Source organism: Sellimonas catena, assembly GCF_027924685.1.
Classification (GTDB): Bacteria; Bacillota; Clostridia; order Lachnospirales; family Lachnospiraceae; genus Sellimonas; species Sellimonas catena.
In genome coordinates this window covers 53,489-75,641 of the sequence record NZ_BSBO01000016.1, presented here as the reverse complement: position 1 = coordinate 75,641, position 22,153 = coordinate 53,489, and the positions used below count along the sequence as shown (strand labels likewise).

Here is a 22,153-nt window from a genome sequence, read left to right as displayed (position 1 = left end):
TACGTGTTTTATTTTGCAACTAACATCATAAAGAAAAACTGTATGATTGGGAAGTAGGGATTTTCTCTGCTTCCCTTTTTATTTAGGAAAAATTCCTATTTTTGCCAATAATAATTATACACTAACGTCCTATCTTTTCTTCCTAAAACTCGAAATTTCATAACTCTCCCGAAACCCGACAAGAGCCGCACGTATCTTTTCCGTGCAGCTCTTGTCTTCATGAAGCTTTATTGTGCCAGTCTGTAGATTGCCTCCAGATAGATTTTCATCCACAGATCCAGTTTGTCCAGTTCCAGATATTCATTTTTCTGATGCATCAGATCCGGCTGTCCAGGAAGAACAGCCCCAAACGCTACACAGTTTTCCAGTGCTCTCGCATAGGAGCACGCTCCGTCCACCTGTGGTTCTGCGTCATAATCCTGTGTTATCTCCCGGTAAACATCCATCAGTGTGGTTACAAGGAAGCTGTCTTTTGGCACATAGATTGCTTCTGTAATCTGAGGATTTTCAAACCGGAACCGGCTTCCTTCCAGATTCTTTTCCAGCAGATCCTGCACTTCTTTACATTTGTATGTAACCGGAACCCGGTTATCAATGGACAGGATCAGTTTTCCATCAATGACTTCCACTTTCCCCACATTAAAGCTTAGAGCCCCTGAGATCTCGTCGGAAAGAGCGATTCCAAGACCTTTTCCCTGAAGGTCAAATCCAATATTCTTCATATACCAAGAGTTAATATGTAAAGGGTGGTTTCTCCCACCTAATACATATGACTGCGGCTCATTTGTGGTGAATGGAACAGCAGTTGTAGGAAAGGAGAAGAAAAGTCCGTATAACCGCTGGAAATCAACACAAAAAGGAGCTAATTTTTATGAAATCTCTATTTGAGGAAATGGGCGGCACTTACCGTCAGGAGGGCGATTATCTCATTCCAAACCTTGCGCTGCCAGAGGAACCGGAATACCAGATTGGCAAGTATGGGCGTATGCGCCGCAGCTATCTGAAAGAACATCGCCCTATTTTCTACACAAACCTGCTCACAAACGGAACGCTGCATCGGCACCTTGCCGAGATCGACCAAGCCTGCAACGAGCGCATGGAAATCATCGTTTCTGCAATGGTGAAGCAAGAAGGCGTGACCGAAGCACTCAAAGCTGCCGATCAAATGGAATGGGTACGCCGCATGAACAGCATCCGCAGCCGCGCGGAGGAAATCGTTTTGACCGAGCTTGTATATGAATGACAAATGCCCGTTATCGGTTGCGTGGCCGATAACGGGCATTTTTACACTTTAGTTCTTTTGTTCCGTGCTGGCTACCAGACGGTCAAAGTCGCTCTGATACAGATGATCCTGAATGACGCGGTACTGCTCAAACTCGCTTTCGGCAAAGGCTTTTGCAATGGCAGCGGTGACTTTTCCCTTATTTTGCAGAATCTCTGCATCATTGAATTGCAGAAAAGCGTCCAGCTTGGAGGCCCAATCTGCCATGGTCATGGGAATATGCCGTCTGGCCTGCCGGGTAGCATAGTCCAGATACATGGTGACGATTTCGTTCAGTTCCTGCATTTCATCCATGGATAAGTAATTTTTTGCAACGGACACATCTGCCTTGACAATCTTGCCGTCAGGAGCATTCTTCCATGAGGTCAGCCCCATGTGTTCCTTGGTGTGATCGGCTCGTGCCATAATGACCTCTGCCGCTGTGCCGCCATGGACGGCATAGTGCATCTTATTCTGAACTGTGGCAAAGAAATCCTTTGTGGTCTGGCTATCGAGAGAGTAGTCCACAGCAGTGGCGTAAATATCCGTAATTTTCTGATAGAAGCGCCGTTCGCTGGCCCGAATCTCCTGAATCTCGGAAATCAGGTGATCGAAGTAGTCCTCATCAAAAATCTGCCCATTGATGAGCCTGCTCTTGTCCAGCACATACCCCTGCTTGGTGAAGGTGTCCAGCACCTTGGTTGCCCACTGGCGGAACTGCGTGGCTCTGCCGGAATTGATCCGATAGCCTACGGCTATGATGGCGGACAGAGAGTAGAACTTATAGTGATAGGTTTTTCCGTTATCCGCAACTTGTGCAAAATTTGCACAAGTTGCATCTTCGGACAATTCACCGCTTTCATATACATTTTTCAGATGCTTTGTCACAACGCTCCGGTCTACATCAAAAAGCCGTGCAATGGCCTTTTGGGTCAGCCAAACGTCGTGATCCTGTACCCGTACCTCAATGCCATCCTCATGGGCATCTTTCGTGAACACAAGGAAATCCACTGTGCTGTTGCGGATTTGCAGTTTATCCTTCTTGGCGTCTGCCATGTCGTTTCACCTCAATCTTCTTCGCTGGTTTTCTTCCCACGGCTCTTATAGACATTATACTGATTCTTGCACCGGGGGCTGCAAAATGCGGAATTGGAGCGGCTGCTCAGGAACACCTTCTGGCAGTGCTTGCACAGCCGCAGGGGCTTCTCTCCATCCACCAGCAGGAAGCTGAACATCATCTGGATGCCCAGCAGCAGCGAATGGAAGTCCCAATAGATGGTCGGCTTGTCCAGCAGCTCGATATGGTAGCTGGGCGCTATGCCGCCGAAGGCCGCCATGCCCTTGCGGTACAGGTTCCGGGTATCCTCGTCGATGAGGTCATAGTCGTTATAGTACAGAATGGAGGTAGTCAGGGTGAAAGCCCAGTCCTTGAACTGCTGCGCCACCCAGTCATAGGCTTCAGCATACTCTCGCTGGAAGCTCATGGTTTTCGCCATGGGTTCACTCGCAAAGGTCATGGTCAGCGCCACCATCATGTTGTCGCCGGACACGCTCCATCTGGACTCAATGCCCTTCTTGACCAGATCCAGCTGGTCAAAGGGATAGAATAGCGCCAGATAGTCCTCGGTTTCCATGGATTCTGCCTTGATGAAGTGGTTTTTCGGCAGATAGACCGCCTCATAATCCATGAAGGACGGCGTGGTGGGCAGCGCTGTCATCAGACCCAGCAGGCCGTAATGGGTTACAAACTCTAAGATAGCCTTCTGCACCTCGTCCTCTGGCTGCCGGTTCATCATCAGCATACCCACATTCAGTGCATCCAGCACGATTCCCGACGCTTCCTTCAAGGGATTATAGATGTCAGGCTTGGCATTCTTCCCCGGCGTGATGTACCGCTTGCCGTCTGCGGCGGTTTTCAGTTCATAGCGGTCATACCGCACCCAATGGGAGCGGGACTGCTCAAAGAGATTCTTCATGGTGCTGTTCCTCTCAACTCGTAATCCAACTATATATTAACTATATTACTATTGTATCAACCGTCCTTGTCATCGTCAAGGGCGGCTTTCATTTTTCTCGGTTTGGTTTTGTTTTCCCGGCGGATCACGGCATCCTTGCCCATGGTTTGCAGCAGTGCTTCATATTCCTCCACGAACTCGCGTTCCCGCAGAGTAATGCTGTAGTCCTTTTCCAGCTTTTCGCTCAGATGCTCATACATCCGCCTTTGCAGCTTTTTCTGAATGGTCATCCGCAGCTTTCGGATGTTTCGGTCGGACTGCCCGCGGAGGGTGGCAAGCCGTGTGGTGCTGTATTGCTTAACGAACAGGTAATACAGCACCTCCTTCTGTTCATCACTGAGGGTGAAAAAGAGCTTGGAGAGAAAGCGATTTGCGGTCAGCTCGTGCAGTTCATAGGGACAGGAGAAAATGATGTCGAGAAAGTTTCCCTGACAGAGCTGACGGAACCTCGGCAGATTCATCCACAGCGGGGCGATCTTCGGATCAGGTACAGCCTGAAACTCCAACGGCACATCACCACGCAGGTTTTCGTGGTCACGCTCCCGCCGCTCCCGATTTCTGTCCAGCTTGTTCCACTCGTCTACCACAGTCAAAAAATCCGATTCCGTCCGGGCTGCTTCCTCCAGCCGCCGCAGAGCCTCTGCGCGAATTTCCCGCTTGAGCCGTTTTTCGCTGGTGGGCGCGGCTTCCTCTTCCTCGTCCTCCAGCTCGGCGGCATAGTTTCTGGGATGCTCGTCCTGCTCCAGCTCGCTTTCCAGCTCCAGCGTGCGTTCCTCTGCAAGCGCTTCCTCCAGCGATTCGTTCTCCGGCGCACCGTCCGACGCATCCTCCCAATCGGCAAAGCTATCCTCATCCATTTCAAGGTCGGCTTCCTCTATTTGCTCCTCGGTATCTTCTTCCTCATCGGAAAAATCATCATCCCACAGCAGTTCATCCTCCCATGGTTCCACGACAGCTTCACCTCCTCGAAAAAATATTTTTCTTTTTCTCAAAAAACAGTTCCGATTTACACCCCGTTTTTCTCCTATTAGTGAAAGGGTAATCTAAACGCAAGTTACTAAGGTTACTATCTTAAACACAGAGGGTAGAAAGGAGAAACAAGTATGGAAAATCAGCGCAAAGACGCAGTTGGCTTACAGCCAACGGAACCGGATTTATTATATCAAAAACCAGCAAATTACGCAAGGAGGAAGCCTATGGAGCAAACGCAACAGGAACAGTTCATCATTCGGCGCATCGGCGGCACCACCTATAAGGTAAGGGTCGCATTCAGCGAAACAGCGGTGGAGACCATGGAGGAAAAGATTCTGCGGATGATCCGCAATGAGGGGGTTACAAATGACGGCACTTGTGCTATAATGGAAGCACCACAAATGAGCCGTCAGTCTGAAAGGAGCGCCGAATGCGCATGAAACAGACTGAGGAAAAGATCACCGCTCTGTATGAGCGGCTGAGCCGTGACGATGACAATGCCGGGGATAGCAACTCCATCGTGAATCAGAAAAAATACCTCGAAAGCTATGCCCAGCAGAGAGGCTACGCCAACTGCCGCCACTATACCGATGACGGATGGAGCGGCGGTAATTTTGACCGTCCCGCATGGAAACAGCTGGTGGCGGACATCGAGGCCGGAAAGGTTGCCCATGTCATTGTCAAGGATATGAGCCGGGCCGGTCGTGATTACCTGCAAACCGGCTTTTACACGGAGGTATTCTTCCGGCAGCACGGCGTCCACTTTGTGGCGATTGCCAACGGCGTGGACAGCGACGATCAGAACAGCAACGAATTTGCGCCCTTCCTCAACATCATGAACGAATGGTATCTTCGTGACCTGAGCCGCAAGCAGAAAACCGCCATTCGGGTCAAAGGGGAATCCGGCAAGCCCACCACCAACTGCGCCATCTATGGCTACAAGAAAGACCCGGAGAACAAGTATCACTGGCTGATCGACGAGGAAGCTGCCGCCGTGGTGCGGCGTATCTTCCAGCTGACCATCGAGGGCAAAGGCCCTTACGATATTGCCCGCATTCTGTTCGATGACAAGATCGACACGCCTGCGGTCTACTTTGGCAAGCAGAATAAAGGCGTCTGGAAAAGCAAGGAGGAGTTCCCCAACCCCTATAACTGGAGCGGCTACATCGTTGGGCAGATTTTGTCCAAGCCGGAGTATATGGGGCATACGGTGAATTTCCGTTCCCACAAGCAGTCCTATAAGGATAAAAATGCCGTAATGAATCCCAAAGAGGATTGGCTGATTTTCGAGAACACCCATGAAGCTATCGTAGACGCAGAAACATGGGAGCTGGCGCAGAAGCTGCGGAAAACACCACGGCGGCATGACACGCTGGGCGAGGCCAATCCGCTGACAGGGCTTGTGTTCTGTGCCGACTGCGGGGCAAAGATGATGAATCACCGCTCAAGGGGCGGCACGGAGAACAATCCTTATCCGTCGGACTTTTACGATTGTTCCACCTATACGCTGGCACATCAGAAACGCACCCATGCTTGCAAAGGACATTATATCCGCAGCAAAGTACTGCGGGAGCTGATTCTGGAAACCATCCGGGCTGCCAGCACCTTTGCCATCTCTGACCGAGATGCTTTTCTGGAGAAGGTGCGCTCCGCCTCCCAGCTGCGCCAGGCGGAAGCCACCAAGGAAACCAAGCGGAAGCTGAACAAGGAGAAAAAGCGGATTTCCGAGCTGGATACCATCATCAAGAAGCTCTATGAATCCTTTGCCGTCGGGCGCATTACCGGCGAGCGGTTCGACAGCCTGCTGGCGGAATATGAGGCGGAGCAGAAAGCGCTGACAGCATCCGTCTCTGAAATGGAAACGCAGATGTCTGCCTTTGCGGAGGACACCGACCGGGCCAAGCAGTTTCTGGAGCTGGCAAAGAAGTACACGGATTTTTCCGAGCTGACCACGCCCATGATCAACGAGTTCGTGGAGAAAATCATCGTCCACGCCCCGGAAAAAATTGACGGCGACCGGGTGCAGGAAGTGGATATCCACCTTCGCTTTATCGGGCAGTTTGAGCTTCCCGCACCGGAGCTGACCGAGGAAGAAATCAAGCGGCAGGAGCAGCTCAAACGGCACCGCATCAAGAGCCGGGAGCGGTATCAGAAAATCAAGGCCGGTGAACACGCTGTCGGACAGCCCTTCATGCTGACCTGCAAGTGCTGCGGGCAGGAATTTGCCTCCAAGCGGACAAACACCCTGTTCTGCGGCCCTAACTGCCGCGCAAAATTCTACCGGCAGGAGGCGGCGGAGAGCCGCAGCCGGGCGTGTACCTGCGAAAACTGCGGCAAGGAGTTTATCACAGCAAGGTCAGATGTGAAATATTGCAGTGACGATTGTCGGTATGCAGCACAGATCAAGCGGCAGGGCGCACGGAAGAAAGCTCTACGAGAAGCTAAGAACGAAAAAGAAACGAAATCAGCATAAGATAAGACGCAACCGGCGGCTTGCCCCTCAATGGGCAGGCCGCCGTTTTTTGCGCAGAAATGGAGGAACAATGAATCTTTTTGAAATTGTCAAATACGGCGTAAGCTGCCGGGAGGCAGCGGAGCGGTACGGCGTGGAAGTCAACCGCTACGGCATGGCCCTCTGCCCGTTCCACAACGACCGACATCCCAGTTTGTATGTGGCAGACGACCACTATTATTGCTTTGCCTGTGGGGAGCACGGCGATGTGATCGACTTTGCTGCAAGGCTGTTCGGCTTGCCGCTCTATGAGGCGGCGCAGCGTCTGGCAGCAGACTTTCACCTTACCCCGGACAAACCGCCCAGCGCAGCGGCGCTCCACGCAAAGCGCATCCGAACAGAAGCACAGCAGCTCAGGGAAAACGAGCGGCTGTGCCTTTCTGTTCTGTCCGATTATGCCCGTGTCCTGCGGGACTGGAAGGTGCAGTATGCGCCGCAGTCACCTGACAAGCCTGTTCACGCACGGTTTGTAGGAGCCTGCCACGAACTCGACCGGACAGAGTATTACTTAGATATTCTGTGCGCCGGGGATTCTCACGAACGTGCCGAAGTAATTCAGCAGCAGATGGCGGACGAAAAGCTGGACAGGCTGCGACGGAGGTTAGAGAAAATTCACAAGGAGGAATTGGAAGATGGATATGACACCGCAGACGTGGCCTGAGTGGTACGATGGCAGGCACATCAACGAGGTGCTGTTCTGTCAACAGTTTTTGGACAAGCACCCCATGAAATGTGTGCGTGGGCGGCTGTTCACCGTGGACGGGCTGATTGAGGATGAAGGGCAGATTGGGAATCTCATTCTGGAGGAAATCTCCGGCGTGCTGACCGCCAATCTTTCCAAGACGGTTGCGAATCTGCTTGCCAGCATCAAGCTGCAAGCCTATTCGCCGCCGCTGCCCATTGAAACCGACCGCATCCATGTTGCCAACGGAACGTACTTCATGGACGGTAGCTTTTCCACAGACAGGAGCTACTGCAACAATCGTCTCACCGTCACTTATAATCCAGACGCACCCACTCCGAAAAAGTGGCTGCAATTCCTATCGGAGCTGCTGCAACCGGAGGACATTCCAACCTTGCAGGAATTTCTCGGCTACTGCCTGCTGCCGACTACCAAGGGGCAGAAGATGCTCATGTTGATCGGCAAGGGCGGCGAGGGCAAAAGCCGCATTGGTCTTGTCATACGCTCGCTGCTGGGGGACAGCATGAATACCACCAGCATCCAAAAGGTGGAGAGCAACCGGTTCAGCCGTGCAGACTTGGAAAACAAGCTCCTGATGGTGGACGACGATATGGACATGAGCGCCCTGCCAAAGACCAACTACATCAAATCCATCGTGACCTCCGAGTGCAAAATGGACATGGAGCGTAAGGGTGTTCAGAGCTACCAAAGCCAGCTCTATGTGCGTTTTCTTTGCTTCGGCAACGGTGCGCTCACCGCCCTGCACGACAAGTCCGACGGCTTCTTTCGCCGCCAGATCGTGCTGACCACCAAAGACCGGCCCGCTGGCCGAGTGGATGATCCGTTTCTGGTGGATAAGCTGCTGCGGGAGAAGGAGGGCATCTTCCTCTGGTGTCTGGATGGTCTGCATCGGTTGATTGGGAACAACTATCAGTTCAGCATTTCCGGCAAGGCCAGAGAGAATATGGAGACGGTCAAGCGCAGCAGCAACAATGTGATCGAGTTTCTGCAATCTGAGGGCTATATCCGCTTCAAGGCCGACAGTGAAGCCAGCTCCAAGGCACTGTATGAGGCGTATCAGCGCTGGTGCGAGGACAATGCGCAAAAGCCCATGTCTGCAAATCGTCTCAGCTCGGAACTGGCGCAGAACGAGCGCCTTTACAATGTAGAGGCCACCAACAATGTCCATGTCGGTGGCAAGCGGGTGCGCGGTTTTATGGGCATTGAAGTGGTCAACCCACTGCCGTATTAAAAATGAGAACCGGACTTCAAAATTGCCGTACACGCCGTACACTCTGTACGGCATTTTTCAACTTCATCCGCAAAATACGGTTTTGCTTGTGCCTTTGGTGAAGCAATTCACAGCATCGTGTAAAATCTGCCGCTGAATCGGCGTTCGGTACACAAAACCGGCGTACAGCAGCGTACACAAGCCGTCTATGCCGTACCGAGCCGTACACGGACAGCCTATTTTAACGGCTTCAAAATCAATGCTTGTGAAATCCGTAAAGATTTTTGTCGTAGGTCGAACGCACTGCACCATCAGGTGATTTACCGAAGCGTGAATCCGCTGCTCCGGATTGCGGCATATCCTGCCGTTCTGTATGTTCTCATGCCGAACGATGAAGCCGATAGGGCGCTGCTGCGAACAGGGCATCACGGGCAGAAATCTGAGCGGATTTGCAGCACAGCGGATTTTTCACCGACAAGCACACTGGCATCACCGATACGAAAACCGATTATACGAAATTATGGAGGTAAAACCAAATGAAATCCAATCTGAGAAATGAAATCAAGTCGTACATCGTCCGTCAGGGCATGACCATGCAGGAGGTGGTCGATCTGCTGCATGACGAACACGGCTGGTCTGACAGCGTATCTAACCTGTCCAATAAGCTCCAACGGGAGTCCCTGCGCTATGTTGAAGCCGTCCAGCTTGCCGATGCGCTGGGGTACGAAATCGTTTGGCAACGGAGAAAGTGAGGAGGGATTTTTATGACAGAGGCAGAGAAGAAACTGTTGCAAGCACAGCACCGCTTGGAGGAAGCGCAGGCACGGAACCGGGTCAAGGAACGCAAGGTCCGTACCCGTAGGCTCATTCAGGAGGGTGCAATCTTGGAGAAAGTGCTGCCGGAGGTGCGGACGATGGAGCTGTCTGCGCTGGAGGATTACCTGATGCAGAAGCTGCCGCAGCACAATTGAATCCGCTGGGAGGTCTCCGGGAAACCGGGGGCCTCCTCTTTTCCTCCCGTAAGGGCGCACTTACTCACCACCCTAAAGGGCAGTGGTATTTCCTGCGGAAATCGTGCGCTCTGCGAGGCGGATGCGGCTGCTGCGGCAGCCTCCAGACAATGCCACAGCACTTGCAGGGTGCTGCTGTCATCGTCTGCGCAGGTCGCAGTTGTTTCTGCTTTGGAAACAGCTTGCACCCTGCCCGCACAAACCTGCCACCGGCAGCTTTGTTTGCGGCTATGCCCGAAGCTCATCTTCGGGACATTTTCTCTTTTGCGAAAGAGAAACAGAAAAAGGAAGAACGAGGTGAAGAAGATATGGCGATTTATCATTTGGAAGCGAAGGTGGTCAGCCGGGGCGCAGGCCGCTCCGCAGTAGCTGCTTCTGCCTATTTGAGCTGCTCCCGCCTGTATAACGATTACGACGGGATTCAGCACGACTACACGAAAAAACAAGGGCTTGTCTGGCAGCAGATGTTTCTGCCGGAATATGCCCCACAGGAATGGCAAGACAGAGAAAAACTGTGGAACGCCGTGGAGGAAGTAGAGACAGCAAAAGACAGCAGGCTTGCCCGTGAGTTTGTTGTGGCTCTGCCCATAGAGCTAAACCGGGAACAGCAGATCGAGCTGCTGCAAGACTTTATCCGGGAGCAATTTGTGTCCGATGGAATGTGCGCCGACGCTGCCATCCACCACACCGACGGTCACAATCCCCACGCCCACATTCTCCTGACGGTGCGCCCGCTGGATGAGCAGGGACGCTGGCAGTACAAGACCGAAAAAGAATATCTCTGTATGAGAAACGGTGAAGAACGAGGCTTCACCGCCGCCGAGTTCCGGGCGGCGCAGAACGAGGGCTGGGAGAAGCAATATCCCTACAAGGTCGGCAAAAAGAAGGTCTATATGACACCGTCTGCTGCCGAGGCGCAGGGACTCATCCGGGCTGACAAGCATCCGAAGAGCACCCGCTACGGCAGACAGAACCCCATCTCCGAACGTTGGAATAGTGAGGAGCAACTTGTGACATGGCGGGCTGCATGGGCGGATGTGACCAATCTCTATCTGGAGCGCGCCGGACGGGCGGAGCGAATCGACCACCGCAGCAACGCAGCCAGAGGTCTGGATGAGCAGCCTACCATCCATGAGGGAGTGACCGCACGGGCGCTGGAGCGGAAAGGGATCATTGCTGACCGCTGCGAGATCAACCGGCAGATCAAGGCGGACAATGCCTTGCTGCGGGAGCTGAAAGCTGCGATCAGGAAGCTGGCACAGGCGGTAAAGAACACCCTCCCGGTTATTGCCGAGGCGATGGAAAAGCTGCGGGCAAATATGATTGTTTTCCGCTATCAGCTGCGGCATATCGGCCGGGGCAGGCAGCGCATGAAAGATTATATCCACGCGGTTCAGCCGAATCTGGTGCGCTATACCGAGCTGGTTCAGGAGATTCGGGGCAAGGGCAAGGAACGCAAGTCTTTGCTTGCCCAAAAGAAGGAGACACCCCTCTATCTCATCCCGAAGCAGTGTGAACTGTCCCGCCATATTGCGGAGCTGACCGAGGAATTGGAAGAGCTGAAATCCGAGAAGGATATGCTGCTGCACTCGCTGGAATGCAGTGACGATGCCGGTATCGCTGCTGTGAAAAAGGACATTTCCACGATGGAAGCCGCACTAAAAAAGCTGTCGCAACAGGAAGAAAAGTACACGGCTGAGCTGAACGACGCTTTGCAGCAGTATGCTGATTTGAAGACGCAATCGGCAGAATTCGACCCAGACGAATTGCAGGACGCAAGGCTCGACCTGCGTCCTGCAATGGAGCGCTCTGTGGTTGACCGTGTGCAGTCTGCTTACGGAGATAAGTACGATTACTTGATGATGTACGACAGCAAGCGGGATGTTGCTGATATACTTCATGAGGAAACGGAAGCTCGCTCCATCCGTGAACATCTGCGTCAGAAACAGCAGGCACAGCAGAAGCAAAACAAGAAGAACAGCAGAGACACTTGGGAACGATAATATATATATATGCTACCACATTCTTGCGCTTACCTCTATCCCAACTATTGACATAGAGCCGCACAAATTTAAAGGAGCACGGTCGTGGCTGACCGTGCTCCTTTAGCATCGCTTGCGATGCATAGTCACAGATGGAATCTGTGTCAAAGGGGTTCGAGGATTTTATCCCAGACAGGCGATTTATAAGCCCCTGCTGCGGCAGGGGCTTATAAATTTTGCATGAGTGGGTACCGCCATGCATTGCTCGTTAAGATCGTGCCCAACTTTTTTACTTACGCCGCATCGAATATTTGCGAGATAACAGCCCCTGTATATGCGCCTGCTGCACTGGCAATTAAGTTCACAAGTTCAGATTTTGCTTTTTGCTCACTTAACTTCAACAATTCATCACCACGAGGAGAACAGTCGTATGCGTTAGCACCATGTGGCGAGCCACATTTCGTCATTTCATAGGCTCACTAAAGAAGAGAAACCATTATCTCAGCTTATCGTTTCGATTTCTCCAAGCAAATCATTTTTTCCTGAGTTGCTAATTTTATCTGCAAAATTGACTTATTTATGAGGACTATCATAATCTGCACGCGCTGGAACACAAGAGCAACTTTTTGAAATAACGTACCTTTGAGGAGTCTGGACTGGCTCCTCTTTTTTGTTGCACAAATTGTGCAGGCGGTGCTTGCACAATTATCAACCTAACATCTGCATTCCATACAATCTCGATATTGTCCTCCTGTTGTTCTGCGTTATGCTTTCTCCGTGCATTTTCGTATTATTTATTCTGCCATCTGACTTCGCCCTTGGACAGAAGCGGATAACAGATCAGCTGATCTGAATCCAGATTTTCCGCATGCATGTCAACCGCTGTGATCTGATGATTATCATAAGTCGTATAATAATAAATACCTTTTGCTGTATTACAACAGGACGTGTATATCGTGATCTCATATTTGCCTTCTGTCACCTCACAGCATCCACGCTGCTGATCTACGGATCCTAAGATATGGAAGAACTGGCTTACACTCTCATCCTCTTCTTCACCGGAGATCGAATTTAATTTTGTAAAGGCAACTTTCACAAATCTTGACTGGCTGGAAAGATCTCCAGGTATTCCCATTCCACCCATTCCTCTGCTATATGCATCAAGCTGTAATACTCCTGCAAAAGTACTCTCCGGCTGTTTTCTGGATACTCCGGCATAATTATTCAGTGCAAACATCTGACTCGGGAATGGTGGATTATTGGTAAGCACTCCTACCGGATTATCATATACATGCAGCCCATCTTTCATAGACTCAACAACGATACAGGAGTCTTTGTCTGCAATGATCCAGTGAAGCTGTGCTGTCGGCAGCTGTTCACTGAATGCTGTGCCTGTCAGTCTCATTGCTGCCAGCTTCTCTCTCGCCTCTGCTACAGTAGCACACTGTGTAAGGATCCATGGGATGAACTCGAACTGTGCCACCTGGCTGACTTCTGTTTCATCTTCCGGCAAAGCTTCTTCATATGCCGCATTGCCGACAAAATTAAGACCTGCCATTCCAAGGCCTTTTTCATTAACAGCATCATAATAAAGCGGATAACCTCCTGCAACAAATGCCATTCCGATCAAAGCATAATGGCTTTTTATCTTCCCGGCAAACCGGAAATCAAATTCGTAATTTCTTGGCGTTATCGTGATCTGTTCCCCATAGGAAAATTCATAATCAAGCGTTCTGCCCATATAAAAATCTTTTGTTTTGTAAGTTGCTGCTGTACACATATCGAACACCTCTTCTTTCTGCTATAATAGTCCTGCAAACAATCTCATAAACAACTGTCCGAGCCATAAATATGCACTCCGTCCTGTGCGGTACTTTTCGGTCACTTCCCTGCATTCATTCGAGGATTTTTCTTTACACAATAACTCCATATAATTACCGGAATCAGACAAAGCCGAAAAAAGAAAGAAGATTAGGAACCGTAATAATTCTATTCAAATTTTCTTTCTGATTCACTTCACTCTGCATGTACGGTCACCTCACTTTCCTTTTTTTTAGGCATAAACCAATAAAATATAACACAAAATGCTAAAGCAAACACAACACCAAAAACATTTTGACTCACTCTAAGACTAACCGCTCCTTGTAGTCCATATGTCTCTGCAGCAATGGCTAAAGCACCAAATGTGTTAAATACTGCCTGCCAGCCATATTGTGCTGAAAATCCTACACCGATTCCACCAAGAATTCCTATATATGCATAGATTGACGAAGGAAGCAGAAAATATAATACTGTAAAACATATAACACCTGCAATATTTCCGACAATCCTTTTACGGACTCTGTAGTGCATATCTTCCATAGACGGCAAAATCACGGACATGGCCGCAATACCAGCCCACATTGCACGTGGCATATTACAAAGTTCTGCAATGCAAAGGACAATCGGTACGCATAAAATCTGACATATCTGCCATTTTGTTCTGGAAGAAGTGATATCAAATTCTTGTATCAGATCTTTCAGATTTCTTTTATAAGTTCTGTTTTTATGATTTCGATAAAATACGAAGCAGGTAAGTGCTGCACCTAAAGCCATTCCGACTAATCGCATCTGATAGCTTTTTCCCGTAACATCATAACCATATAGCAGCAGATACCCAAGAACCAATGTAGATTGATTAAACATGGATGGATTATGGCATCCGAACAGAATCAACACAGCCAGTGCCGCAATATTTAACAGCATTCCCAATACCGGTGAAAACTGATTTGCTAAATGCGGACATACAGTCATAATTACAAAGAACAAAGCCAAAAGCATCGTAGATTGTCCGGTGTGGATCCCCAGATCCGCATTCCTAAACACCATGAGACATAATAAGACTACTACACCTACAATGCTGTTCTCATTTCCAAATAGGATGCTGAAAATACTAACAAAGAAAAAACAAAATGCCATTGTAGCAGCTATCTTCACCAGATATACCCACATATGATATAGTTTTTCTTTTAGTGTTTCACTCTTTTTCAACAGGTTTTTAGAACCTGCCTGATTTAACTGCAACTCCTGATAAAATGTCATATAAATACTCCCATCTTCTAATTTATCTTAAAACTAGATAATCTCATCTTTCTGCTTTGGCAGCTCTATAACAAATCTGCATCCACCATATTCACGGTTTTCTGCTTTGATTGTTCCTCCGGCACTATCTACAATCCGTTTTACAAGTGCAAGACCTAGGCCATTTCCTTCTGCTTTATGAGATCCATCTACCTGATAGAACTTGTCAAATATTCTGGATTTTACATCATCCTCTATTCCTGGTCCTTCATCTTCCAGAATGAACTTAACAGAATCCTGTTCTTGTTTCAGAAACATCGTAATTGTCCCCTTTGAAGGGCTGAACTTAATCGCATTATCTAAAAGATTTATCCAGATATGCATAAAAAGTCCTTCATTCGCAGTATATTTAACTTCCTCCAATTCTACCTGAAAACCAATTTCTTTTTCTGTCCATTTTGTTTCCAATGAAAGAACTGCCTGGCGGATCTGTTCATCCAGACGATTATCGTCAATAAACGCACAAACTATTCGAACGCCTGCTACATCATTGAGATATGTCTGTATTCTCGTCTGAGTTGCTTTGTACATTGGACAGCTCCGGTTTGCGGGTATGCAGCCGCCGTTCGATTGATTCGTGTAGAAGCTGAGATACAAGAGCCATTAACGGAATAAAGAAAATCATGCCAAGGACACCGAACAGTTTACCGCCCAGCAAAACCGCCAACAACGTCCAGAACGGGGATAGCCCTACACTGTTTCCCACGACGTGCGGATAGATGAACTGATTTTCAACAAACTGAGTTGCCTGATAGACGATCAAGCATAGGAGCGCCTTGTTCGGAGCCGCCAATAAAGTAAATAAAATGCCGAAAGCGCAGGAGAGAAATCCTCCAATATAAGGAACGAATGCAAAGGCGGCAGTTAAAACGGCTGTTAGCCCCGCATATGGAATCCCTGCAACAGAAAACGAAAGAAAGATCAATGTTCCAAGAATCATAACCTCGACACACTGACCAGAAAGAAACTTCGCATAGGTGTCATGTGCAAGTTTCGAAATATGGCAAATTCTATCTGCAACGGATTCCTTACAGTAGGCATACAGTGCCCGTTTGCTTTGACTGCTCAATTCACGCCATCCAATTAGCACATAGAATGTGATCACAAGTGAAATTGCAACATCAGCAATCGCAGATACCGTAGAGCCAGCAACATTGGCAACTGAGGAAATCACTGTGTTCATTTCGCTCGAAATGCTTTGCAGAATAGATTTCCAATCGAGCGCAGCAAAATGTGCCGACAGTTTCTCTGTGTCAATGCCGTATCTTTGCAATAAGCCGACCCAGTCAGGCCATTTTTCTTGAACAAGAGCAGCAATGCTTTTTACAGATGCAGTGAGCTGTGGAATCGCAATTACACACAGAAGAGCAATAATCGCAATAACACATATCAGCGTCAGTAACAGGCTTATCATGTCTATTTGCCGATCTGTAGCTTTAGTCAGCTTTCGTCGAAGCCTCTTTGCCAGTCCGCGCACGGGTACACTCAGAACAAAGGCCAGCAAAAGGCCTGATAAAATCGGAGCGAGCAAGCCAATACACGATTTTAGAAAGTTGGCAACATAGTTTAGATTGTTGAATGCCGCAAATAAGATCACCCCAAACGTGATTAGTAGAAGCGGCTTTTTGTAGGATTTATCCATGATTACATCCTCGTAAGAAATCGGTTTGTTTTATTATTGGGGAGTATCTTATAGGCAATCCACCAACCAAAGAAACAGACTGGCAATGCAGCGAGAACATCCATGATAGAATGCTGTTTCATAAAAACGGTGGAGAGACTGATACACACGGCGATTGATGTAGCAGCGATTTTCCATCCGACGCTTTGGAGCGCCTTGCAATCCCATAACCCAAACATCGCGGCAACAGAGCCTATTACATGAAGTGAGGGGCAAACATTTGTATTGGTATCGAAACTATAGAATAATTCAATAAAGCGTGTAAGTAGATTATTGCGTACAAATGCTTCTGGCCGCAAATTTTGGCAGGTTGGAAAGAACAGGTAAATCAAAACCGTGATCGTATAGGTGACTATCACAAAATACATCATACGCCGAAATGCAGGTACATCGACGAAAAAAGTATAAACCAACGTACCGATTAGAAAGACAAACCAAAATAGATACGGAATCAACGCCCATTCACAAAATGGTATTATATCATCGAGTCCACAATAGACGGGATAGTAATTTCGTTGCGGTTGCAACCGCTCAAGAAACAAAAACAGCAAGCCGAAAATTGGCCAGTAAAGCAATAGCCTGACGTGAGAAAATTCAGGTGTATTAAGTTTATGGATGCGGAACTCACGGTAATTAACTTCCGGCTTTATATGATTACTTTGCATGACTGTATATCCATTCATAGATTTTATCGGCTGCCGTACATTCCGTCTGCGACCGCATTGCCGCGCGCATTTTAGAAAGAAGCACTGGGGCATTTAGCGTTTTTATTGTGGTGTCTGCGATTGCTTTTGGCGTATTGGCTGTGACGGCCATTCCATTACGCAGAAAAAAATTCAGATTATGTGTCTCGCAGCCAGCCACTGCATCGATAAGCACCATTGGTAACTCTGCCGCCATTGCCTCAGATGTACTTAGACCTCCGGGCTTTGTCAGGAATAGGTCTGAGGCTTGCATGAGCTGCGGCACATTATTGACGGTTCCCAGAACATGAACTTGAGAATACTTTTCTGTCCTTTTTTGGAGTTTTTTGCGTAAATCATCATTTGTGCCGCATACAACACTAAGTTCTTGTTCTGTTGTGAGGTAAGGGCAGAGATACGATATAATCTCCTCCATTGGACCGCAGCCCATGCTACCGCACATCATTAAAATATGTTGATGAGCAGGAGAGATTCCGGCGTTGGCTTTTCCTGCTTCTTGTGACACACGCTGGTAGAATTGCTGCCGCACAGGGATTCCACTGGCGATCAGCTTTTGAGGTTGAAGTCCACATTGTTCAAACTCACCTAACAGCGAAGTGGACGGAATGAAATACCAGTCCAGCGCAGAATCCGCTGTGCAGGGAGCGCAGGTATAGTCTGTAGAAATGTGGCTCGTTACAAGCTGTAAGCATGGGTGCTGTCGGCGCATTTCTGTCAACGCCAAGGCTGGGAATACATGAGTACAGATAATATTATCGTAGCCTGCAGAGCGGATGTATTGATACATCCGCTCTGCGCCGGAGGAAAGTAGCTTATAGATCGGCGTTCCCTCACAAAAAATATCTTCGTGAGATTCCGCACGCTGATACCCAGCATCAAAAAGCCTTGGAGCATGGCGGTAAATTCGGGTATGCCAATTAGAAATAAACGTGGATGCTTTTTCTGAAATAAACTGCAAAGAATCTGTAATATTGCAGATTTCTCCGCGAGAGTGGTAGGCTTCCTGAACTGCTTGCGCACAGGAGTTATGCCCTGCGCCAGTGTTGCAGCTTAGAATTAGTGTTTGCATTTGAATCTCCTATTTTTTCCTTTGCTGCATAGCAAACAGCTTTTGCAGGCGTGGGCGATTATAGCGCTGGACAACAATAAACGGCAAATTACCCAGCACAATGTAGATAATCGTTATACATACCCCGCCAACACCGGACCATATTTTCAGCAGTCCAAGACCGGCGATAGACAACAGAATATGTGTCCACTCTGCCACGCAAGTTTCTTCTATCATGCGCGGCAAGTTCTCATAGTTTTCCTTTGTCAGTTTCTTTTCCGGCATGATTTTAACGAATATGCGGCTCATATCGGGGATCTTTGCCTGCCATTTCCGAACATGAAGCCGCTTCCATAGTTTTTGCTCTGCCGGGTGGCAGACCCAAGGAAAACGATCGGCGTGAAACCAATGCTTCGGGATCAAGCGCCCCACTACAAAGGAGAGAACCCCTAACGCCGCGATATATAGCAGACACATAAGAAAATGCTTCATAAAAACCTCAACATAGCGGTGCGAAAATACGAAGGACACCATCTACGACCCAGCGGCGCGAATAATGTTTCATATCATAGGGCTTTACCTCTTTACATTTTGCCTGTGTAGCGATGAAATCGTCCTTTATTGCTGCAATAATACTGGAACGATAAAAGAACGAATTGTTTTCAAAGTGGAGAAAGAGACTGCGGTAGTCCAGATTGACAGTTCCTATCGTCGCAACTTTGTCGTCTGATACAAAGCTCTTTGCATGAACGAAGCCGGGAGTATACTCATAAATCTTGATGCCGCCAGTCAGCAACACCTGATAAAAGCTCCGAGACATACGGAAAATCAGCTTCTTATCAGGGATGCCGGGCATAATGATCCGCACGTCTACACCACGTTGAGCAGCGGAAATCATTGCATCCATCAAGTCATCGCCAAGCATAAGATACGGTGTAAAAAACCATGCGTAATCCGTGCTTTGAGAAAGCAAGTCAATAAAGAGCTGATTACTGGTAGCTTCATGGTTAAGGGGCGAATCGTAGTAACTAAGCACATAACCATCAAATGTGTGCGGCGGCGCAGGATACCTTTTGGGATATGTGGGCATTGCAAGCTGTCCTGCTTCTTTTTCCAGCGAAAATGCGTTCCAAAAGGTCAAGAACATATGGGTAAAATTTTTTACTGGCTCACCAGTAATCCGAAAGCCTGTGTCCTTCCAGTGTCCATAGGGATGTTCCAAATTGATATACCGATCTGATAAGTTGATACCTCCGCTATAAGCAACTTCGTTGTCAATAATCAGCATTTTGCGATGATCGCGATAGTTTGCAGTTCCTTTTAAGGCAAGGAAAGGATTAAAAGGAATACATGGAATGCCTTTCTTTTTCAGTTCACGGACATTACTGAAATTGAACGAAGAAATACTGCCAAGATCATCGTATATCACACGTACATCAACGCCCTGCTCCATTTTTACTTCCAGTTCGTTCACGATTGCGTCCCACATATGCCCCGGCTCAATAATGAAGTATTCTACGTAAATCGAGTTTCTTGCATTTTTCAAATCGGCAAGCATATCAGGGAACATATTATCGCCCAACGGATAGTAACGAACCTGCTCAACTGCACACATCGGATATTGCGTTTTTTCTTCCAGCCACCGCACTGTTTGCCCCATGCGTTTTTCGCCGTCAAAGGGCGCTTCTTTTATTGGAAGAGGCTGCGGATTGCAACTCTTTTGAACTTGCTGCAAGCGCCTTTTTAGAGGGCGGGCCGTCCGTTTATTTCCAAAGAGCAGATATAGTAACGCTCCTACCAAAGGTAGTGACAGAATAACCAGCAGCCAAAGCAATTTATAAGCGGTTTCATCTCTCTTTATAATAATAAATACCACCAAGAAAAACGCTGCAACGGAAAGCAGTGACACAATAATCGGTGCGTAAGGGGTCAGCCATTTCATCAACAGCAAAAGCCAGAGCGATTGTAAAGCCACCGCTGGAATAATTGTTAGAATGCGTCGAATGATTTTTCCCATATGTTTACCCCCCTCTATGTTATTTCTCCTCCGAAGATGCTTCCCAATCGCAAACTATTTGTGCCATTTCCTGTGGGGTTTCTTTATAGCCTCGTAATACCCACGCATTCATAAGCCCAAACAATCCATATGTAATAAATTGGATAAAGTAGTGCGTTTTGGCATCGGCATTAGCGACAATGGATGCCGCTTCTTGTAAATAGAAGTTTAGAATCACATATTGGCGATCAGCTGAGTAGAGCAGATCACAAATAGGACGAGTGGAAAGGCAAAATTCAAAAAACAGCCTGATGCCGTCATAACTACCAGTGGCGAAGTTGGTAGCACCGTGTTCGTCGGAAAAGCGCTTCCACAGACATGTGATTTTGAAAGACAGAACTTCATCTTTACTTTTGAAATAACGGAAATAAGTGGAGCGACCTACATCTGCCTTGGCAGTCATCTCCTCAATACTGATTTTTTCAATGGGTTTTTCTTTCATTAGTTCCAGCAACGCTGTACCCATACATTCTTTCAGATAGTCTGTTGTAGCCGTTGTCCTTCGCATAAGAAACGTCTCCTTTAATTGCGTATCATTGAAACAAGGATTGTCATTTGTTCCACTTTCGCTCGGACTATTGACAACGCCTGCTTCTGTGATATTCATAGCATCTATGATACTATCGTTTCATTTATACTATCATTTGCTATTTGCCCTGTCAAGCTAAAATGCGAGTACGACGAGCAGAAAGGAAAACTATGGGTACGATTTTTTCCCGTGTAAAACTCAGCGGAAAGCATGTGGCCGCCCTCTTGGCGCTGATGCTGCTCTCCGCTGTGACAGCCATGCTGCTGCCTACTGCCCTGGCCAGTATGATTGACATCGGAGTGGCCGGAGAAAACCGAAACACCATCCTAATCATTGCGGCGGTGATGGCAACCCTGGCCATTCTGCGGCTCTGTGTTTATTATATCTGAGCTATTCACAGTAAAGTTGGACATTTGTATTCAGCGGGAGAAAATAACCTTGACAAATCTCGTCTCACCGGGCAATCTCTGAAAGTTCCCCTTCCAGTCCCAGATCGGCAATCATGTACATCATCCCGCTGACCGCATTGATCCCTTTAGCCGGGCTGGCCGCATGGGCCGCAAATCCCCGGACAGACAGCCTCACACCCTGCTTTTCTGTCTCACAGCTGATTTTACAGCTGGTTGCTTCTTCCCACTTTGGCATCCGCTCCCGCACCGTTTCTTCCAAACCTGCCGGAAGGAGAGCCGATGCTGATTCCGCTACCGAGTTGTATGCATTGCCTCCGGAAAGTTCGATCTTTTCCTTCAGGTCTGTCACAAGCTGGTACTGGAACACCCCTTTTTCCGCATGATTCAAAGGGAACTCCGCATCCGGCGTGAATGAAATCTGCGGAGGAGTCATTTTCTTTACTCCAAAATAATAATCCATGCATTTCCAGTCTGTCTCTTCGTTCGCTCCTACAATCAGACGGATCTTTTTGCTCAAAGGAATCCCCATTTCCTTTAGAATTTTTACTGCATGGAGACATACCACCATTGGTCCTTTATTATCCAGCACACCTCTTCCATATAGTTTTCCATCTATAATCCGAGGCCGGAAGGGATCACAGATCCATCCTTCCCCGCACGGGACAACATCCACATGTCCCAGAATTCCGACTGTTTCTTCCCCGTTTCCATAATCCGCATGTCCTGCATAATTATCAAAATTTTCTGTCTGAAGACCTGCTGCCTCCGCCAGGCCGAGATAACATTGAAGTGCCTTTGCAGGACCTTCTCCAAACGGCATTCCCTCCGCCTGTTTACTTTCCACACTGTCTATGGAAACAAGCTTCATAATATCCCGGATCAGACTTTCTCTGTCATCTTTGATCTTTTTTTCAAAATCCATCTTGTCCTCCCTATTCCA

22 protein-coding genes and 2 pseudogenes are annotated in these 22,153 nt (G+C 48.3%); 9 read left to right on the top strand and 15 right to left on the bottom strand.

Features of this window, described 5'->3' with window-relative positions:
* Window positions 1-227: 227 nt before the first annotated feature.
* Entirely contained in the window at window positions 228-722 is a 495-nt protein-coding gene (locus tag Selli1_RS09010) for a zinc-binding metallopeptidase family protein (RefSeq protein WP_281872793.1), read from the bottom strand.
* Window positions 723-871: 149 nt separating this feature from the next.
* Here Selli1_RS09010 and Selli1_RS09005 point away from each other — a divergent pair, with 149 nt between their 5' ends.
* A complete protein-coding gene (locus tag Selli1_RS09005) occupies window positions 872-1,243 on the top strand; it encodes a TnpV protein (protein ID WP_281872791.1) in 372 nt (123 codons plus the stop codon).
* 48 nt (window positions 1,244-1,291) lie between these two features.
* On the opposite strand, the gene Selli1_RS09000 is transcribed toward Selli1_RS09005, so the two are convergent.
* From Selli1_RS09000 to Selli1_RS08990, 3 genes are read right to left on the bottom strand one after another with little or no spacing between them, the layout of a single operon-like run.
* Complete coding sequence (locus Selli1_RS09000) at window positions 1,292-2,317, bottom strand: virulence RhuM family protein (protein WP_071431002.1); 1,026 nt, start codon at window positions 2,315-2,317, stop codon at window positions 1,292-1,294.
* Between the two features lie 11 nt (window positions 2,318-2,328).
* Entirely contained in the window at window positions 2,329-3,237 is a 909-nt protein-coding gene (locus Selli1_RS08995) for a recombination protein NinG (RefSeq protein WP_281872788.1), read from the bottom strand.
* Window positions 3,238-3,293: 56 nt separating this feature from the next.
* The gene (locus Selli1_RS08990; protein ID WP_281872786.1) at window positions 3,294-4,226 is read right to left on the bottom strand and encodes a sigma-70 family RNA polymerase sigma factor; all 933 of its coding nucleotides are present in this window, start codon (window positions 4,224-4,226) and stop codon (window positions 3,294-3,296) included.
* 246 nt (window positions 4,227-4,472) lie between these two features.
* On the opposite strand from Selli1_RS08990, the gene Selli1_RS18780 reads away from it, so the two are divergent.
* The 7 genes from Selli1_RS18780 (at window position 4,473) to mobQ (ending at window position 11,686) form a co-directional block, all read left to right on the top strand.
* On the top strand, window positions 4,473-4,688 hold the full coding sequence (locus Selli1_RS18780) for a transposon-encoded TnpW family protein (RefSeq protein WP_281872784.1): 216 nt from the start codon (window positions 4,473-4,475) through the stop codon (window positions 4,686-4,688).
* On the top strand, window positions 4,685-6,721 hold the full coding sequence (locus tag Selli1_RS08980; protein WP_330677538.1) for a DUF4368 domain-containing protein: 2,037 nt from the start codon (window positions 4,685-4,687) through the stop codon (window positions 6,719-6,721). The genes Selli1_RS18780 and Selli1_RS08980 overlap by 4 nt, the downstream gene beginning before the upstream one ends.
* 70 nt (window positions 6,722-6,791) lie before the next feature.
* Complete coding sequence (locus tag Selli1_RS08975) at window positions 6,792-7,421, top strand: CHC2 zinc finger domain-containing protein (protein WP_281872780.1); 630 nt, start codon at window positions 6,792-6,794, stop codon at window positions 7,419-7,421.
* Window positions 7,393-8,694 carry a DNA primase family protein gene (locus Selli1_RS08970; RefSeq protein WP_281872778.1) on the top strand — a complete coding sequence of 434 codons (1,302 nt, stop codon included), beginning with the start codon at window positions 7,393-7,395 and terminating at the stop codon, window positions 8,692-8,694. Before Selli1_RS08975 ends, Selli1_RS08970 begins: the two co-directional genes overlap by 29 nt.
* A 515-nt stretch (window positions 8,695-9,209) precedes the next feature.
* Window positions 9,210-9,425: a DUF6471 domain-containing protein gene (locus Selli1_RS08965; protein WP_071430990.1), complete on the top strand. Its 216-nt coding sequence runs from the start codon at window positions 9,210-9,212 to the stop codon at window positions 9,423-9,425.
* Between the two features lie 12 nt (window positions 9,426-9,437).
* Window positions 9,438-9,644, top strand: a complete 207-nt coding sequence (locus tag Selli1_RS08960; RefSeq protein WP_071430988.1) for a DUF3847 domain-containing protein — start codon at window positions 9,438-9,440, stop codon at window positions 9,642-9,644.
* Between the two features lie 269 nt (window positions 9,645-9,913).
* Window positions 9,914-11,686: a MobQ family relaxase gene (mobQ, locus tag Selli1_RS08955; RefSeq protein ID WP_330677537.1), complete on the top strand. Its 1,773-nt coding sequence runs from the start codon at window positions 9,914-9,916 to the stop codon at window positions 11,684-11,686.
* Window positions 11,687-12,455: 769 nt separating this feature from the next.
* Here mobQ and bsh read toward each other — a convergent pair.
* The 10 genes and pseudogenes from bsh to Selli1_RS08905 all read right to left on the bottom strand — a co-directional run bounded on the left by bsh (window position 12,456) and on the right by Selli1_RS08905 (window position 20,782).
* Entirely contained in the window at window positions 12,456-13,445 is a 990-nt protein-coding gene (gene bsh / locus Selli1_RS08950; RefSeq protein WP_009295645.1) for a choloylglycine hydrolase, read from the bottom strand.
* A 122-nt stretch (window positions 13,446-13,567) separates the two neighbouring features.
* Window positions 13,568-13,692: pseudogene (locus Selli1_RS08945) on the bottom strand (CDP-alcohol phosphatidyltransferase family protein); the annotation flags it as partial.
* Window positions 13,682-14,746, bottom strand: coding sequence for an FUSC family protein (locus Selli1_RS08940; protein ID WP_005946426.1), 1,065 nt, complete (start codon window positions 14,744-14,746; stop codon window positions 13,682-13,684). The pseudogene Selli1_RS08945 and the gene Selli1_RS08940, both read right to left, overlap by 11 nt.
* Window positions 14,747-14,779: 33 nt before the next feature.
* A pseudogene (locus Selli1_RS08935) lies at window positions 14,780-15,229 on the bottom strand (sensor histidine kinase); the annotation flags it as partial.
* A gap of 43 nt (window positions 15,230-15,272) precedes the next feature.
* A complete protein-coding gene (locus Selli1_RS08930) occupies window positions 15,273-16,427 on the bottom strand; it encodes an AI-2E family transporter (RefSeq protein WP_071430986.1) in 1,155 nt (384 codons plus the stop codon).
* 2 nt (window positions 16,428-16,429) lie between these two features.
* On the bottom strand, window positions 16,430-17,149 hold the full coding sequence (locus Selli1_RS08925; RefSeq protein WP_242847373.1) for a phosphatase PAP2 family protein: 720 nt from the start codon (window positions 17,147-17,149) through the stop codon (window positions 16,430-16,432).
* Entirely contained in the window at window positions 17,121-18,239 is a 1,119-nt protein-coding gene (locus tag Selli1_RS08920; protein WP_008978051.1) for an MGDG synthase family glycosyltransferase, read from the bottom strand. The genes Selli1_RS08925 and Selli1_RS08920 overlap by 29 nt, the downstream gene beginning before the upstream one ends.
* Window positions 18,240-18,248: 9 nt before the next feature.
* Window positions 18,249-18,710, bottom strand: coding sequence for a glycosyl-4,4'-diaponeurosporenoate acyltransferase CrtO family protein (locus Selli1_RS08915; RefSeq protein WP_009295644.1), 462 nt, complete (start codon window positions 18,708-18,710; stop codon window positions 18,249-18,251).
* Window positions 18,711-18,717: 7 nt separating this feature from the next.
* Window positions 18,718-20,235, bottom strand: coding sequence for a cardiolipin synthase (gene cls / locus Selli1_RS08910; protein WP_008978049.1), 1,518 nt, complete (start codon window positions 20,233-20,235; stop codon window positions 18,718-18,720).
* A 19-nt stretch (window positions 20,236-20,254) separates the two neighbouring features.
* On the bottom strand, window positions 20,255-20,782 hold the full coding sequence (locus Selli1_RS08905) for a TetR/AcrR family transcriptional regulator (protein ID WP_071430984.1): 528 nt from the start codon (window positions 20,780-20,782) through the stop codon (window positions 20,255-20,257).
* 191 nt (window positions 20,783-20,973) lie between these two features.
* On the opposite strand from Selli1_RS08905, the gene Selli1_RS08900 reads away from it, so the two are divergent.
* Window positions 20,974-21,192 (top strand): hypothetical protein, encoded by a 219-nt coding sequence (locus Selli1_RS08900; RefSeq protein ID WP_008978047.1) that lies wholly within the window; start codon window positions 20,974-20,976, stop codon window positions 21,190-21,192.
* Window positions 21,193-21,256: 64 nt separating this feature from the next.
* Here the strand turns inward: Selli1_RS08900 and Selli1_RS08895 are convergent, their stop codons facing one another.
* Window positions 21,257-22,135 carry a Sapep family Mn(2+)-dependent dipeptidase gene (locus tag Selli1_RS08895; RefSeq protein ID WP_281872757.1) on the bottom strand — a complete coding sequence of 293 codons (879 nt, stop codon included), beginning with the start codon at window positions 22,133-22,135 and terminating at the stop codon, window positions 21,257-21,259.
* Window positions 22,136-22,153 lie beyond the last annotated feature (18 nt).

Coding starts and splice junctions, on each gene's coding strand:
- Selli1_RS09010 (WP_281872793.1), bottom strand. CDS start 722: ATGAAGAATATTGGATTTGACCTTCAGGGAAAAGGTCTTGGAATCGCT.
- Selli1_RS09005 (WP_281872791.1), top strand. CDS start 872: ATGAAATCTCTATTTGAGGAAATGGGCGGCACTTACCGTCAGGAGGGC.
- Selli1_RS09000 (WP_071431002.1), bottom strand. CDS start 2,317: ATGGCAGACGCCAAGAAGGATAAACTGCAAATCCGCAACAGCACAGTG.
- Selli1_RS08995 (WP_281872788.1), bottom strand. CDS start 3,237: ATGAAGAATCTCTTTGAGCAGTCCCGCTCCCATTGGGTGCGGTATGAC.
- Selli1_RS18780 (WP_281872784.1), top strand. CDS start 4,473: ATGGAGCAAACGCAACAGGAACAGTTCATCATTCGGCGCATCGGCGGC.
- Selli1_RS08980 (WP_330677538.1), top strand. CDS start 4,685: ATGAAACAGACTGAGGAAAAGATCACCGCTCTGTATGAGCGGCTGAGC.
- Selli1_RS08975 (WP_281872780.1), top strand. CDS start 6,792: ATGAATCTTTTTGAAATTGTCAAATACGGCGTAAGCTGCCGGGAGGCA.
- Selli1_RS08970 (WP_281872778.1), top strand. CDS start 7,393: ATGGATATGACACCGCAGACGTGGCCTGAGTGGTACGATGGCAGGCAC.
- Selli1_RS08965 (WP_071430990.1), top strand. CDS start 9,210: ATGAAATCCAATCTGAGAAATGAAATCAAGTCGTACATCGTCCGTCAG.
- Selli1_RS08960 (WP_071430988.1), top strand. CDS start 9,438: ATGACAGAGGCAGAGAAGAAACTGTTGCAAGCACAGCACCGCTTGGAG.
- mobQ (WP_330677537.1), top strand. CDS start 9,914: ATGCCCGAAGCTCATCTTCGGGACATTTTCTCTTTTGCGAAAGAGAAA.
- bsh (WP_009295645.1), bottom strand. CDS start 13,445: ATGTGTACAGCAGCAACTTACAAAACAAAAGATTTTTATATGGGCAGA.
- Selli1_RS08940 (WP_005946426.1), bottom strand. CDS start 14,746: ATGACATTTTATCAGGAGTTGCAGTTAAATCAGGCAGGTTCTAAAAAC.
- Selli1_RS08930 (WP_071430986.1), bottom strand. CDS start 16,427: ATGGATAAATCCTACAAAAAGCCGCTTCTACTAATCACGTTTGGGGTG.
- Selli1_RS08925 (WP_242847373.1), bottom strand. CDS start 17,149: ATGAATGGATATACAGTCATGCAAAGTAATCATATAAAGCCGGAAGTT.
- Selli1_RS08920 (WP_008978051.1), bottom strand. CDS start 18,239: ATGCAAACACTAATTCTAAGCTGCAACACTGGCGCAGGGCATAACTCC.
- Selli1_RS08915 (WP_009295644.1), bottom strand. CDS start 18,710: ATGAAGCATTTTCTTATGTGTCTGCTATATATCGCGGCGTTAGGGGTT.
- cls (WP_008978049.1), bottom strand. CDS start 20,235: ATGGGAAAAATCATTCGACGCATTCTAACAATTATTCCAGCGGTGGCT.
- Selli1_RS08905 (WP_071430984.1), bottom strand. CDS start 20,782: ATGCGAAGGACAACGGCTACAACAGACTATCTGAAAGAATGTATGGGT.
- Selli1_RS08900 (WP_008978047.1), top strand. CDS start 20,974: ATGGGTACGATTTTTTCCCGTGTAAAACTCAGCGGAAAGCATGTGGCC.
- Selli1_RS08895 (WP_281872757.1), bottom strand. CDS start 22,135: ATGGATTTTGAAAAAAAGATCAAAGATGACAGAGAAAGTCTGATCCGG.